14 protein-coding genes and 1 pseudogene are annotated in these 12613 nt (G+C 64.3%); 5 read left to right on the top strand and 10 right to left on the bottom strand.

Going from position 1 to position 12613, the window contains the following annotated elements; genetic code table 11:
* The first annotated feature begins 67 nt into the window (after nt 1-67).
* Complete coding sequence (gene groL / locus OTER_RS06250) at nt 68-1690, top strand: chaperonin GroEL (protein ID WP_012374053.1); 1623 nt, start codon at nt 68-70, stop codon at nt 1688-1690.
* A gap of 170 nt (nt 1691-1860) precedes the next feature.
* Nucleotides 1861-2082, top strand: coding sequence for a hypothetical protein (locus OTER_RS06245; RefSeq protein WP_012374052.1), 222 nt, complete (start codon nt 1861-1863; stop codon nt 2080-2082).
* A gap of 300 nt (nt 2083-2382) precedes the next feature.
* Here OTER_RS06245 and OTER_RS06240 read toward each other — a convergent pair whose 3' ends face one another.
* From OTER_RS06240 to trhA, 5 genes are all read right to left on the bottom strand, one after another.
* Nucleotides 2383-3033, bottom strand: a complete 651-nt coding sequence (locus OTER_RS06240; protein ID WP_012374050.1) for a hypothetical protein — start codon at nt 3031-3033, stop codon at nt 2383-2385.
* A 10-nt stretch (nt 3034-3043) separates the two neighbouring features.
* Nucleotides 3044-3295, bottom strand: a complete 252-nt coding sequence (locus tag OTER_RS27020; RefSeq protein WP_012374049.1) for a DUF2934 domain-containing protein — start codon at nt 3293-3295, stop codon at nt 3044-3046.
* A 140-nt stretch (nt 3296-3435) separates the two neighbouring features.
* Entirely contained in the window at nt 3436-3705 is a 270-nt protein-coding gene (locus tag OTER_RS06230; protein WP_012374048.1) for a DNA-directed RNA polymerase subunit omega, read from the bottom strand.
* A gap of 271 nt (nt 3706-3976) precedes the next feature.
* Nucleotides 3977-4432, bottom strand: coding sequence for a hypothetical protein (locus tag OTER_RS06225; protein ID WP_012374047.1), 456 nt, complete (start codon nt 4430-4432; stop codon nt 3977-3979).
* A gap of 249 nt (nt 4433-4681) precedes the next feature.
* Complete coding sequence (gene trhA / locus OTER_RS25050) at nt 4682-6238, bottom strand: PAQR family membrane homeostasis protein TrhA (RefSeq protein WP_012374046.1); 1557 nt, start codon at nt 6236-6238, stop codon at nt 4682-4684.
* Nucleotides 6239-6824: 586 nt separating this feature from the next.
* On the opposite strand from trhA, the gene OTER_RS26115 reads away from it, so the two are divergent.
* Nucleotides 6825-7178: a JAB domain-containing protein gene (locus OTER_RS26115; RefSeq protein ID WP_044891615.1), complete on the top strand. Its 354-nt coding sequence runs from the start codon at nt 6825-6827 to the stop codon at nt 7176-7178.
* A 52-nt stretch (nt 7179-7230) separates the two neighbouring features.
* On the opposite strand, the gene OTER_RS25040 is transcribed toward OTER_RS26115, so the two are convergent.
* Together OTER_RS25040 and OTER_RS23795 are read right to left on the bottom strand one after the other, a co-directional pair.
* A complete protein-coding gene (locus tag OTER_RS25040) occupies nt 7231-7719 on the bottom strand; it encodes a putative iron-sulfur cluster-binding metallochaperone (RefSeq protein WP_012374044.1) in 489 nt (162 codons plus the stop codon).
* Between the two features lie 5 nt (nt 7720-7724).
* Complete coding sequence (locus OTER_RS23795) at nt 7725-8315, bottom strand: heavy-metal-associated domain-containing protein (protein WP_012374043.1); 591 nt, start codon at nt 8313-8315, stop codon at nt 7725-7727.
* A gap of 48 nt (nt 8316-8363) precedes the next feature.
* Between OTER_RS23795 and OTER_RS06200 the strand changes: the two genes are divergently transcribed.
* Complete coding sequence (locus OTER_RS06200) at nt 8364-8768, top strand: heavy metal-responsive transcriptional regulator (protein ID WP_012374042.1); 405 nt, start codon at nt 8364-8366, stop codon at nt 8766-8768.
* Here OTER_RS06200 and OTER_RS06195 read toward each other — a convergent pair.
* From OTER_RS06195 to OTER_RS06185, 3 genes are read right to left on the bottom strand one after another with little or no spacing between them, the layout of a single operon-like run.
* Entirely contained in the window at nt 8765-9775 is a 1011-nt protein-coding gene (locus tag OTER_RS06195) for a site-specific integrase (RefSeq protein ID WP_012374041.1), read from the bottom strand. The two genes, OTER_RS06200 and OTER_RS06195, sit on opposite strands and share 4 nt — an antisense overlap.
* Nucleotides 9748-10740: a tyrosine-type recombinase/integrase gene (locus OTER_RS06190; protein WP_012374040.1), complete on the bottom strand. Its 993-nt coding sequence runs from the start codon at nt 10738-10740 to the stop codon at nt 9748-9750. Before OTER_RS06190 ends, OTER_RS06195 begins: the two co-directional genes overlap by 28 nt.
* 3 nt (nt 10741-10743) lie before the next feature.
* Nucleotides 10744-12042 (bottom strand): site-specific integrase, encoded by a 1299-nt coding sequence (locus OTER_RS06185; protein ID WP_012374039.1) that lies wholly within the window; start codon nt 12040-12042, stop codon nt 10744-10746.
* 180 nt (nt 12043-12222) lie between these two features.
* Between OTER_RS06185 and OTER_RS26480 the strand changes: the two are divergent.
* Nucleotides 12223-12390, top strand: a pseudogene (locus OTER_RS26480) (JAB domain-containing protein); the annotation flags it as partial.
* Nucleotides 12391-12613: the final 223 nt, after the last annotated feature.

Genomic DNA, 12613 nt, shown 5'->3' with positions numbered 1-12613 from the left:
CTCCGCCAGTCAGCGGTGCCCGCTACGACAAGGAAACAGAACCTTCCCTCTATCTCCCCTCTCCACGATGCCCGCTAAACAAATCCTTTTCGACGAGACCGCACGTCGCGGCCTTCTCCGCGGAATCGAACAGCTCGCCCGCGCCGTCCGGGTCACGCTGGGTCCGCGCGGTCGCACCGTGGTCATCGACAAAAACTTCGGGGCCCCGACCGTCACCAAGGACGGCGTGACCGTCGCCAACGAGATCGAGCTACCCGACGCGTGCGAAAACGTCGGCGCCCAGATGGTGAAGGAAGTCGCCGCGAAAACGTCCGAGGTCGCCGGCGATGGTACCACGACGGCGACCGTGCTGGCCGAAGCGATCTACAAGGAGGGGCTGAAGAGCGTCACCGCCGGTTCCAATCCCATCTTTCTCAAACGGGGCATCGATCTCGCCGTCGAAGCCGCTGTCGCCGAGCTGGCGCGGATTGCGAAGAAGGTGAGCGACCGCGAGGAGATTCGCCAGGTCGCCAGCATCTCCGCCAACACGGACGAGACCGTCGGCAACATCATTGCGGACGCGATGGACAAGGTCGGGAAGGACGGCACCATCACGGTCGAAGAAGGCAAATCGATCGAGACCACGCTCGAGGTGGTCGAGGGGATGCAATTCGACAAGGGCTATCTGTCCGCCTACTTCGCCACCGATCCGGACACGATGGAAGCGGTGCTGGAGGATGCCTATGTTCTCGCCCACGAGAAGAAGATCACCCACCTCCAGGATCTGTTGCCGCTGCTCCAGGCCGTGGCGAAAACCGGCCGTCCTTTGCTGATCATCGCCGAAGACGTGGAGGGCGAAGCGCTCTCGACGCTCGTGATCAACCGCATGCGCGGCAGCCTCAAGGTGTGCGCCGTGAAAGCGCCCGGCTTCGGCGACCGCCGCCGCGCGATGCTGGAAGACATTGCCATCGTCACAGGCGGCCAATGCATCACCGAAGAACTCGGACTGCGGCTCGCCGACCTGACCCTCGCCGGCTTGGGCCGCGCCAAGCGGATCGTCGTCACCAAGGACGACACCACCATCCTGTCGGGCGGCGGGAAGACCGCCGGAGTCCGCGCCCGCCTGAAACAGCTCCGCCGGGAAATCGAGGAGACGACGTCTGACTACGAGCGGGAGAAGCTGCAGGAACGGCTCGCCAAGCTTGCCGGTGGCATCGCCGTGATTCAGGTCGGCGCGTCGACGGAGCTTGAAATGAAAGAGAAGAAAGCGCGGGTCGAGGACGCCCTGCATGCCACGCGGGCCGCCGTCAAAGAGGGCATTGTTCCCGGGGGTGGAGTCGCGCTGCTGCGATGCGCGAACGCAATCCAGGCGCTGAAGCTCCAGGGCGACGAAGCGGTCGGTGCGCAGATTGTCCGCCGCGCGGCAGAGTCGCCCATCCGCATGCTGTGCGCCAACGCGGGCATGGAAGGTGCGGTGGTCGCGGCGAAAGTTGCCGCGGGCTCGGGCAGCTTCGGCTACAACGTCGCGACGGGGGCCTACGAGGATCTGGTCCACGCCGGCGTAGTTGATCCTACGATGGTCACGCGCCTGGCGCTGCAGAACGCCGCATCGATCGCCGGCCTGCTGCTCACCATTGAATGCATGATCACTGAGCTACCTGCTGACTCGCACGCAGGGGTTGGCCTCGCGGTGGGAGGTTCGCGCCCGTGAGCCACGTCCAATTACTTGTTGCGCCTACAGCAACAGCGTCCCGGAAGGGAGCGGCGCAGCCCGGAGGACCTATCCGTTCGTCTGCCCGCCGAGGTGGTGGCAGCGGGGCGTCCATGCGGATCGCATCGGCCGCTCCCACCTCGCGCTGTGGCTGAGTGGCTGAAGTTCCCATGTCCCGTCGCGAATTTCCGATCACCCCTAGTCAATCCGCCGTCAACGGCGCCTTGAGCATCTTCGTCGAAGGCTGCGGCAAAGACGATGTCCGCCAGCAGCTCTTCGGTCTGTCGGTATTGCAGAGCGCCACCGCGGACCAGGTGCACCGGGCGATGCACAGCCTCGAAACGCACCCGCCACTCAGCGTGAGCGAACTACAGGCGTTATTCGTTCGATAGGAACGCGCGCGATTTTGGCCTCCGCGCGCCATCTCGTCGTGCCCACGACAACAAACCGGGAGGTCAGCCTCGGGAACCGTCGGACCTCTTGCTCACCGTTCAATCGCGTTTCGGAGACCGAGGAAGGCACGGTACATCGGGGATCGAACGCGATTCGGATCGAGCTTGGGTGGGGTGACGAGCGGCCGGGTGTTATGCGTCAACTCCCGATGGCAGGACGGGCAAGCGTCGGCGTAGAGATAATTGCCGAGCCGGTGACCGCAATGCGGACAGTTTCTTGAGCTCATGGATTCTCCTCTGTTACTCGGGAAGCGACGAACGGTCCCGAAAGGTCGTTGATGGTGCGATCGCGCTGGTGCCCCGCATCGGGCTGCCGCCTTCGTTTTCCCAAACCGCGTGAGAGGCGGACGCGGCGGATTGCTCGGAACCACGTCCCCGATCGCGGTCGGAGATCTGTCGTATCCGAGGCCGCTGCTCGAACAGGTCGTGAAGCTTCCCGGCCATTTTGTGGTGGCGGCGTGAAAGCCGGCCGAAGAAGCGGTCGGCGTTCAATGCGACCGTACGGGAGGTCAAACGGACGAAGCGTTCTGCCAGCTCTGCGTGCAGTTGCTCCACCTGATGGCCAGTCCCGGAGCCACCCACGGGCCGAAGCGAACGAGGGTGCGCCGCCTGATCCGCATCCGTGGCTCTAAATCGCGCCGGAATCGGCAACTGCTGTGTCCGCTCCACCAGCAGGTTGATAATCGCTGCCACTTCATCCCGCTGGTAGCGCAGGAGATCGGCTAGTCGCCTGCCGCCAAAACCTTCCGCCTGCGCGATTCCCTCGCGAACAACCGCCTGGAGCTGGCGCTCCTCGTGCAAGAGCGTGCCGTACCCGCTCGGTATCGCCGCGGACGGACCACACTGGGGACCAAGTTGTCCCGAGCCCGTGAGGTGCGGATTCGTTTGCATCGGGATAGATTTAGCCGTCAATCCGGGTGGGTTGGCCGTCGTGGCGGGTCGGAGACACCACGTCGGACTCAGCGCGCAGCCAGTGGTCGAGTGCCCGGTCGCTCGGACAGCCCTCCTGCTCCCAAAACCCGTATGCCAGGTGCTGGACCTCCTCCCGAGCCGCTCGGTCGGTGATCACCAGACCAGGCAAAAGCTCACCCGGTGCGACCGGGCCCGTCTCCGTCGTTTGAATATTCGTGGGAGCCGCGTTCGTTATCGTCATCCGGCACGGTGCGCCCGAAGACTCGAGGCCGCAACCGGTATCAAGCCCGGCCGTCTGGCGATGTTGGGGGACCAAGCGTATCGAGCCGTAATTCACTCCTTGTCAGCGGCAGAATGCGGGCGAGTGCCCGCTGCCGAATCTCAGGCGGCGGCCGGCGCAGGCGATGGTGTACGCGTCGCCCCCGGCCGACGATAGGCCTGGGGGGATTCCTCGTTCGCGCCCAACTCGTAGCTGATCTTGCCCTCCGCTATTTCGCGCAAGGCCGTATCCTCGGCCGAAAGCTTCTCCAAGGATACGACGAGCGGGCGATTGCCGCGGCGAAGCTGTTTGACCCGCCGGGAGACCACGTTGATCAAGATGGTCGCATCCGGGATGACGGTGAGGGCGCTCTGCAGGTAGTCGTCTCGCATAGGCTGATTTGGTTTCTCTCCGAAGTGCTCGGCGAGCTGCTCACGTTACTACCGGTCGCGCCCAAACACGAAGCGGATCGTCACTTAGCGGGAGCAACAGGAGCAACGGGCTGGTCAAGCACCCGGTTCCGGCAGTCTTGGCTGCGGCAGCGCAGGCTCATCCGTGGTCGAGGTGCCGGCGCGGTGATAGCGGCCGCTCTGCGCCGACATCTCCTTCGCTCTGCACGCGGTCGCCTGCACGCGGTCGCCGCGCACGCGTGCGGCCCTCGGCCTAACCGCGGCGCAGGACAATGCCAAGGCACAGCCAGCGGTCCCACCACGGGCGAGCAACCGCGAGCACGTCGGCTTGGCCGCTCGGATACGGACACCACAAGGTGAAGGCATTCTCGTCCATCGCCTCGAGCAGGGTGATATATCGCTGCGGGCTCAGCTCCGCGGCCGTTTGTTGCGGCGGGCGCTCAGTCGCCACGAGCACGCTGTGACCCGCTGCATGCTCGGTGAGCACGCGCGCATAGTCCCGATACGCGTCCATGCCGGTAGCCAGTTCGAGCTCTCGGGCCAATTCGAAGAGTGTGGCGAGATCCACCTCGCCGGGCCGACGTGACCATTCAGGATGCCGGGCGAGATGCTGGCCGATGAAGGCCTGGTCGGAAATCCCCGGCTTGCCGTCGTTCTCCCGCAGCCGCAGAAGACAGCGGCTCGCGCCGCCATAGCGGTCGAGATCCATCAGCGGCCCCTTTGTAGCCTTGACCTCATCGGCAGGACGGGCCGCAGAAACGGCCGAGTGCGCGTCGGCGCCGCCGCGCCACGGTCTAGGCGCCGGGCTGCGACCGAATTCTGGCCGGTGAGCGGGGCTGCGGCGGTGGCTTTCATCGCCGGCAGGATGTCACCGTTCGCGGGCAAACGCGAACCGCGCGCCTTGAAACCCCACTTCGCGGAGCTGCCGCGGACGCCGAACCCGCGACGTCGCCTCGCCTCAAGCGTGCGAAGGAAGCAGAAACAGGAGCACAGCGAGCACGTGACACGTGCTGCCACCCACCACAAAGGCATGCCACACGGCATGGTGGAAGCGGAGCCGATGCCAGTGGTAGAATACCACCCCAAACGTGTAGCAGAGCCCGCCGGCCAACAGCAGCCACAGCCCGCCGTGCGGCACGCTGGCGGTCAATGGCTCGAGCGCGACCACGATGAGCCAGCCGACAAACAGATAGGCCACCGTCGAGGTCAGCCGATACCGTTCGCCGAAAAAAAGCTGAAACACCGCGCCGGCCCCGCAGAGTCCCCAGATCACCCCGAACAGCGTCCAGCCCCAGGGGCCGCGCAGACTCGTGAGCAGGAACGGCGTATACGTGCCCGCGATCAGCAGGAAGATCGCGGCGTGATCGAGCTTCCGAAAAACGTACTTCGCGCGCTCGCTGCGCTGCAGATGATAGATGGTGGAGACCGCGTACAGCGCCAGCAGCGTCAGCCCGAAGACCGTGAAACTCACCACGTGCCACGCGTCGCCGCGCAGGCTGGAGAACACGATCAGCAGCGTCAGGCCAGCCACGCTTAGCACCAACCCTATCCCGTGCGTGATCCAGTTGGCGGCCTCCTCCCAGCGCGTGTACACCCGCGGCTCCGGCGCCACCGACACCTCGATCGCGGGCTCGAGCGGCCGCGGAGCCGCGACCGCCTTCGACGCCCGCCGACGCTGGACGACACGCTCGGCCCAAGCGTCGAGCCGCCGGATGATCCAGCGTGGATGCGGGCTGCGAAATTTCTCTTCCGACCACTCCTCGCCTTCGGCGTAGACGGTTTGTGGCACGACGCAGGTGCCGAACACCCAGTCAGCCACCGGCAGTCCGAAGAACCCCGAGATCGACTCGTTGCAGTCCGTGACCGCATGGTGGCGCAGATGGAAGCCGTAGGCCGGCTGCCAGAACCGGCCCCAGCGCGGATGTTGAATGAGCGGCTCCCACTGCTCGAACGGCCAATGATTGATCGCGTGCAGCAGCTCGTAGAGCGTCAGTGAAACGGCGATCGCCGCGAAACCGGCGAGGAACCAGGGGAACGCCGGCAGCAGCCACTGCAGCAGCGCCAGCAGCGGCGTCAGAATCAAGGCGAACACGGCAAGCGAATACCATGGGAAAAACGACGCCTCGCCCTGCTCCGGTTCGACGATCGGGAACTTGTTTTCGATGAAAAGTATCCCCCGCCCATCGCGGCCTTTGCGGCGCGCGATGCGGGTTAGCGCGTGATGCAGCGTGTGCTGCTTGTAGAGCCGGCGGAGGAAGGGAACCGCCGGCAGGTGCAGCACGTAACGATGGAAGAAATACTCCATGAAACAGTTGATCAGGCTGATCACCAGGAAAGCCACGATCCCGTGGGAGACCGGCGCCAGAAACTGCTGCGCCCACACCTGGGGTGCAAAAAGCCGCAGGCCCGCGAGCAAGCCGGCGAGCGTTGCCAGCACCGTGAGGACGAAGAGCGGGAGCGAGAACTCCTCGTGTTCGGAGTCGGTACCGGCGGGTGGACGGTTCTGGGGAGGCATAAACGAGTGAGCCGTACGGGCGGCACCGCCACGGCGCCCGCACCCTGTTCGAAAAAGCACGTGGGAGCAAACGGCTCACCCGCTTTGGGCTCCCCGAAGGGGAAAGCGGCACGCCAGCACCAAAAAGGGACCGACGTAAATCGCCGGGATCGCGACGGAAATCGGCACCATCTGGCCGAAAAGGCTCATGGCTCAGCCCTACTTGGGCGAACCCTCAGCAGGCGTCGAGGATCGTTTGCTCGGCTGTTGGCAACCTCTGACATACGGGCACTCGCCGCACAACACGGCGAACACTCCGCGGACCGGGCAACGGCCGCAATCGGTAATACCGCGACGATGCTCCCTCCGGTCGAGTCCTTCCAGCCCTGCCAGCCGCTGGGATTCCCGATTGTACGCCGGTCAAGGTAGTGCCTGCGGCCTCCACCACGCGCACACCCTGCGCTTCCCCCTCGTTGCTGCTGAAGCAGCCGCCTCGGCGCTTCGGCAGCGCTTTGACTTTCGGCGTGGGCGGGAATCGCCCTCAGCCGGCGGAGGTCGATCAGGTGCACTCCCGCACACACGACCGAGCCGGCGAGGCGCATGTCCCATGCGCGTGTATGAAGCGAAGCTCACGTACGAAGCGACCCTGTTTGAAGTGGGGGCGAAGTCCCTCTCGTCCGCGGAAGCGGTCTACGACTACATGAAAGATACGCTCGAAGCGCACCCGATGCACGAGGTGTTCTACGTGGTGCTGCTGAACCAGAAGAACAGGCCGCTGGGGCGGGTCGCCATCAGCACCGGCACGGTTTCGGCCACGTTGGTGCATCCGCGGGAAGTGTTCCGTCCTGCGATCGTCGCCGGCGCGTCGGCGATCATCTGCGTGCACAACCTATGTGCTGCAGCACATAGGTTGTGTTATGTGACGAGCCGAGCTATGTGGAGTGCGCTACCGTTTTTCTGAGGCACTTTACTCTGCGCGACAGCACAATCGCTGCACATAACTCGGCCGGCGATCAGGCAAGACCGGCGCGCTCTGCGGTGGCGGCCTTGACGGCAGCTTTCACGTTGCCGAGGCAGCAGGAGCCTTGGGGATTGCGAATCTCACAAGCGCAAAAATCAGCCTTCATCTCCGCCGCGATGCGTTCGATCACGGTGGATTTTCCTGTGGCGGCAAGTTCGTCACGGATCATCGCGGGCGTGAAGCCGAAGCAATAACACACCGGTGCCTGCGCGGGATCTTTTTGAGTGACCGGACGGCGAACGTCGCCCGTTGTGAGAACTGAACCACCGGCGCTGAAATAGACGACCGGGCAGTCGGGTGTGGGGCAGAAGTGAAATCCCCCGGCATTTACGGCCGGCAAAAACTGGGACTTAACTTGGTGCTTGAGCGTGAGCGTCGAGACCGGGCGACCGGCGTGCCCGCAGCGCGGGCAGGACGGCTTGGCAGCCGACTCCTTCTCGGACGAGCACTCGTCACCTTTCGTTAAGCAACAATCGGACACGGTGATCAGTTGGCCGGCTCGGCCTTGAAGCCCGTGGCGTCGATCTTGGCGATCACCGTCGTCGCAGAAATCACGGCGGGATCGTAAACGACCTCGGCCTCTTTCGTTGCATAGCGGACGACCGCCGTGCGGATACCGGGAACCCGCTGCAGGGTGCCGGCAATGCCGACCGCGCACGCAGCGCAGTCCATGGAGGGGATACGCACGCGCAGCACGCGGCCATCCGCCGGTGCGGAGGTTGCGACCGAAGAGCGGCCGAAGGTGGTTTGCGCAAGCTGCGGAAACATCGCGACCGCGCCGACGATTACTGTGCTGAAGATCAGAACGCCCAGGGTCCAACGACTTGCTCGCGGCGTTGCGCAGGTGCCGTCCGCGCAGGCGATACGTCGGGCACGCAAGGTCAACACCCACGCGAGAGCGAGGAGCGCAGCGGTGACGCCGAGAAAAGCCGGCCGCCAACGCTCAAACCAGCCTGCGGCGACAAAACTACCCGCGCCCGCGACGGCCGCCACCAGCGGTCCGATGCAGCAAAGCGAGGCCGCCACGGCGGACAAAAATCCGCCTGTCAGAATCCACGATTGCTTCACCGGCTGCATCGGCCCAGCTTACACCCTGTAGTATGGTATAAGGTCAACCGCCATGTCATGACGATCGGAGAACTCGCCAAGGCCGCCGGGGTAAATGTCCAGACCGTCCGCTACTACGAGCGAATGGAACTGCTGCCGGCGACCCATCGCTGGCCGGGATCGGGCTACCGGGACTTTGACGATGACGCCCTGAGCCGGTTGCGGTTTATCCGTTCGGCAAAAGACCTCGGGTTCACCCTGCGCGAGATCAAGGAGCTCATGGAAATGCAGTTTTCGCCGGGTGAGTCGTGTGCCGAAGTGAAGCGTCTCTTGGAGGATAAGCAGCAAGAGCTTGATCGGCGCATGCTGGAGATGCGCCGGTTGCACCGCGCCTTGGGAAAACTCATCACGGCGTGCCGGCGGCGATCCACGAAAACGACGTGTCCGGCCCTCTGGGCCATCGCGTTCAAGGCGCGCGGTTAGAGGCTGGACAGCCAGGCGAGCACGTCGGTGTTGGCGCGCCATGACGACGGGTGCTTCGGCTTCGGGAGAATCTTCTCGGCGGAGGCGAGAGCCTTGCGCTTCATCTCAAGATCGATCTCGACGTAGGTGTTGGTGGTCTCGATCGATGCATGCCCGAGCCAGGAACGGATCATCGCGAGGTCGACGTTCGATTGCAGCAAATGCATCGCCGTCGTGTGGCGCCACGTGTGCGGAGTGATCCGCCGCGCGAGCAAGGTCGGGCAGCGCTGGGCCGCCTCACTGATGCGGTGACTGACAATGTAGCGAACGCCGAAGCGCGTCAGCCGGTTGCCGTCGATGTTGAGAAACAGCGGCACGGCGTCGGTGAACTTGATCGAACGAGGCTGGAGATAACTCTTCAGCGCGGCGACCGTCTCGGGCCACAACGGGCAGGTGCGCTCCTTGCGGCCCTTGCCGAAGATGAGCACGTTCGACGGTCGAGTGAAACGCACGTGCCGCACGTCGAGGTCAACCAACTCCTGCGCGCGCATGCCGGTGTTGTAGAGCATCCGTAAGAGTGCGTCGTCGCGCTGACCGAACAGCGTCCGGGAATCGATCTGACGAAATATCTCCTGCACCTCATCCTTCTCCAGAAACTGCGCGACGCGATGCGGTCGCCGTTTGAACGGCACCGCGATGATCGTGTGGGCGTGGGTCAGGTGCCGGGGATCAACGATCGCGAGGTAGCGGAAGAAAGAATGGATCGCGGCCAGCCGAAGATTGCGGGTGACGATCCCGTTGCGCCGGTCCGCTTCGAGATGGCGAAGAAAGCCGTGCACCAACTCCGCGGTGAGATCGGCCAGGGTGAGCTCGGTCACGCGCTTGCCCGAGTCGTCGGAAGCGAACTTGAGGAGGAGCTTGAAGGTGTCGCGATACGACAGAACCGTGTGGCCACTCAGTCCGCGCTGGGACACGAGATGCTGATCGAAAAACCCGCGGATCAGAGATGGAAGGTCGGGGGCTGACATAAGAGACGGGCCGATGGCACCGCGAAGTGCTCATGAAAACGCTGGCCCACCGACTCCATCAGCTCGGCGGTGGCGTGCAGATAGATCTCGGTCCCGGTCACCGTGCTGTGCCCGAGGTAAGTGGACAGGAGGGGCAGCTTCGCGAAGAGATTATCGCCGCTCTTGTGCCACGCCATCAGCCGCGACACCGCAAAGGAATGCCGCAAGTCGTGGATGCGCGGCCCGCGCTGGCCGGGCGGGCCGCGCAGCCCCAACCGACGCAACACTTGAAGAAACACCGTCGTGAAGCTCGGCACGTGATAGCGTCCACCGAGGGATGACGGGAAAAATGGCGCGGTCGGCTCCTGCGAGAATCTGGCCGCGCGGCGCTGGGCCACGTAGGCCGCGAGCTGCTTGGTGGTGCACGGTGCCAGCGGCACGTAGCGAGTCTTGCCGAACTTGGTTTGGCGAATGAGCAGAAGACGGCGTGACAGATCGACGTCAGCGAGATTGAGCTTCACCGCCTCGCCAACGCGCAGGCCGGTGGCGTAGAGGAACCCGACGAGGGTTGCGAACACCACGGGACGCAGCGGGTCCGGAGAACGTTCGGCCGGCGGTGCCGCCGCCATGATCCGGCGGACCTCGGCCACCGTGTAGATGTGCGGCATCGGCCGATTGCGCCGCGGCAAAAACATCCGGTGCACGATGCACGTGCGAGGATCGAAATGGCTTTGATAGAGGCAGAACTGACGGAGGATCGACATCCGGTTGATCCGGGTTCCCGGAGCCAAGTGCTCGGTGCTCTTGAAATAACGCTCGGTGACCTCACGCGTGATTGTATCGCCGGGCTGCAGCTCACCGATAAGAAACCGGTCGAGGTAACGCAGCACCTTGAGGAGAACAGGACCGCGGCCCGATGCGGCCCGCGTCTCCCAGAAGGACTGAAGCCGGAACGCGAGCGCGCTGCGAAAACAACACGTGGCCATGGTTCACCTCGCCGGCCACGGCATCGCCACCTGCCGCAGTGTCTTCAAGTCAGCCTTGGCGTAGATGTAGGTGGTGTCGATGTAACGATGCCCCAGGGCATCGGCGATGGCCTTGATCGGTTGATCGTGCTCCAACGCGCGGATCGCCCACGAATGCCGTAACGAGTGCGCGCCGCGTCCGGGCTGATGAACGCCGGCCTTGTGCAGGTAGTGCTTCACCACGGTGGAGATCGCCATGCTGCTCAGCGATCCGTGCGGCGCCTTGGTGCTGAGGAACACCTCGCGATGAGGCGTGCGCGGGTCGCGGTGACGGAGCCACTCGATGATCGCGTCCCCGACCGCATCGAGGAGCGGAACGATCACTTCCTTGCCGCCTTTTTGCGCGCGAAAGCGGATCTTGGCCTGCCGCCAGTCGAGATCCTCCATCACGAGTTTTGCAGCGGAGATCGCACGGATGCCATACGCCATCAGCAACAGAATGATCGCGTAGTCGCGTGCGCCATTAGGCTTCGTCTTGTCGATCGCAGCCAGCACGCGTTCGAGCGCCGAATCCTCGATGCCCCTGGGGAGCGAAGCGTGCCGATAGTGCCGCTGTCGCGGGACCAACTCGGAGAAGTCCGCCTGAGTGTGGCCGTGATCCGCGCAGTAGCGGAGGAAAGAGCGAAGGCTCGATGACAACGAGCGCACGTTGTCTTTGCTGTCCTTCATGTGCCGCTTGAGCTGCGCCTCCACCTGCTCGGCGCTGATGGTCTTGAGGCGCGGCCGTTGCACGTCGTGCTTCAGGAACTCGAGGAACGCGGTGGTGTGCGCGAGGTGGCGCTTCACCGTCACTGGCGCCACGGCGCGCTCGTCGCGTAGATGGACGATATAAGGATCGAGGATCCAACTGTAGGGCGTCACGACCTGCACCGGCTTGGGCGGAGTGATAACCTTGAGCGCCTCCAGATAGAAAAACAGATGGCGCAAGTGCGCTCGCGCGTTGTCGCGCGGCGAATAGCGGGCGCTGGTGGTGCGGACCCCGCGGAGATAGTCGTCCAAGAAAGGCTCGACCAACTCGGCGGAAATAGCCGAGGCCTTGGTGATGCCACGCTCCGTCACGTAGACGTTGAACATGCAGCAAGTGCCGAGAATGCCGCAGCCGTGGTGGATCGAATACCCGTTCTTCTTCAGCGTCAGAGCCAAACCGTCGAAGTAATCGCCCAGCGCGCCACGCCGAAAGTCAGCCAGCGTCCGTCGCTCGCAGTAAAAGTGCTCCAGGCCGCCATCCGTCGAGCGATCCAAAGAATAGTAGGGCTTGCGCATCCCACACGTAATCCACTGCGCACGCCACGTGAAGAAAGCCGCCCCGACACTGGCGCGCAAAAACCGCGGGAAACTGATTTAGCTATGTGCAGCGATCCAGCCTACGCGCAGAGCGAACCCCGAGTGAAAGGACCGCATGCACTCCACATAGCTCGGCTCGTCACATAACACAACCACCCGTCGGGTGACCCGGCGCCGAGTAGCGCCGATGTGCACGTCACGCGCCAGCTCCGCGAAGCGGCAAAGACCGTGGATATCTCACTGCTCGATCACGTGGTCCTCGGACGTCCCGAGTGCGATCCGGCGGGACTCGGTTACTACAGCTTTCGCTCCGCCGGTCTCCTTTAGCGCCAGGGGCTCACGCCCCTTTTTTCGGCTGGCTGCGCGGATGCGAGCGCGCAACGGGCCGCGCGGGCACGACCGCTCAGTCGCCGCTGGGGCTTGTGAGGCTCGCTCTCGTTGCGCCGCTCGCGCGCTGCGGTCAGCGGGGCCGCGCCTGAGGGCTGCCTCATGTTAGCACCTGCGCCGGCGGGCGAGCGTTCGGCGCGAGCGCCTCCGCCCGTCCGCGCCT

It is taken from the genome of Opitutus terrae PB90-1, from assembly GCF_000019965.1.
In the GTDB taxonomy this organism is placed as follows: Bacteria; Verrucomicrobiota; Verrucomicrobiia; order Opitutales; family Opitutaceae; genus Opitutus; species Opitutus terrae.
The sequence above is the reverse complement of the archived record's forward strand: the minus strand, read 5'-3'. Positions and strand labels throughout refer to the sequence as shown.

What these genes read in the sequence shown, in the direction of transcription:
- groL (WP_012374053.1), top strand. Translation starts at nt 68, where the DNA reads ATGCCCGCTAAACAAATCCTTTTCGACGAGACCGCACGTCGCGGCCTT.
- OTER_RS06245 (WP_012374052.1), top strand. Translation starts at nt 1,861, where the DNA reads ATGTCCCGTCGCGAATTTCCGATCACCCCTAGTCAATCCGCCGTCAAC.
- OTER_RS06240 (WP_012374050.1), bottom strand. Translation starts at nt 3,033, where the DNA reads ATGCAAACGAATCCGCACCTCACGGGCTCGGGACAACTTGGTCCCCAG.
- OTER_RS27020 (WP_012374049.1), bottom strand. Translation starts at nt 3,295, where the DNA reads ATGACGATAACGAACGCGGCTCCCACGAATATTCAAACGACGGAGACG.
- OTER_RS06230 (WP_012374048.1), bottom strand. Translation starts at nt 3,705, where the DNA reads ATGCGAGACGACTACCTGCAGAGCGCCCTCACCGTCATCCCGGATGCG.
- OTER_RS06225 (WP_012374047.1), bottom strand. Translation starts at nt 4,432, where the DNA reads ATGGATCTCGACCGCTATGGCGGCGCGAGCCGCTGTCTTCTGCGGCTG.
- trhA (WP_012374046.1), bottom strand. Translation starts at nt 6,238, where the DNA reads ATGCCTCCCCAGAACCGTCCACCCGCCGGTACCGACTCCGAACACGAG.
- OTER_RS26115 (WP_044891615.1), top strand. Translation starts at nt 6,825, where the DNA reads ATGCGCGTGTATGAAGCGAAGCTCACGTACGAAGCGACCCTGTTTGAA.
- OTER_RS23795 (WP_012374043.1), bottom strand. Translation starts at nt 8,315, where the DNA reads ATGCAGCCGGTGAAGCAATCGTGGATTCTGACAGGCGGATTTTTGTCC.
- OTER_RS06200 (WP_012374042.1), top strand. Translation starts at nt 8,364, where the DNA reads ATGACGATCGGAGAACTCGCCAAGGCCGCCGGGGTAAATGTCCAGACC.
- OTER_RS06195 (WP_012374041.1), bottom strand. Translation starts at nt 9,775, where the DNA reads ATGTCAGCCCCCGACCTTCCATCTCTGATCCGCGGGTTTTTCGATCAG.
- OTER_RS06190 (WP_012374040.1), bottom strand. Translation starts at nt 10,740, where the DNA reads ATGGCCACGTGTTGTTTTCGCAGCGCGCTCGCGTTCCGGCTTCAGTCC.
- OTER_RS06185 (WP_012374039.1), bottom strand. Translation starts at nt 12,042, where the DNA reads ATGCGCAAGCCCTACTATTCTTTGGATCGCTCGACGGATGGCGGCCTG.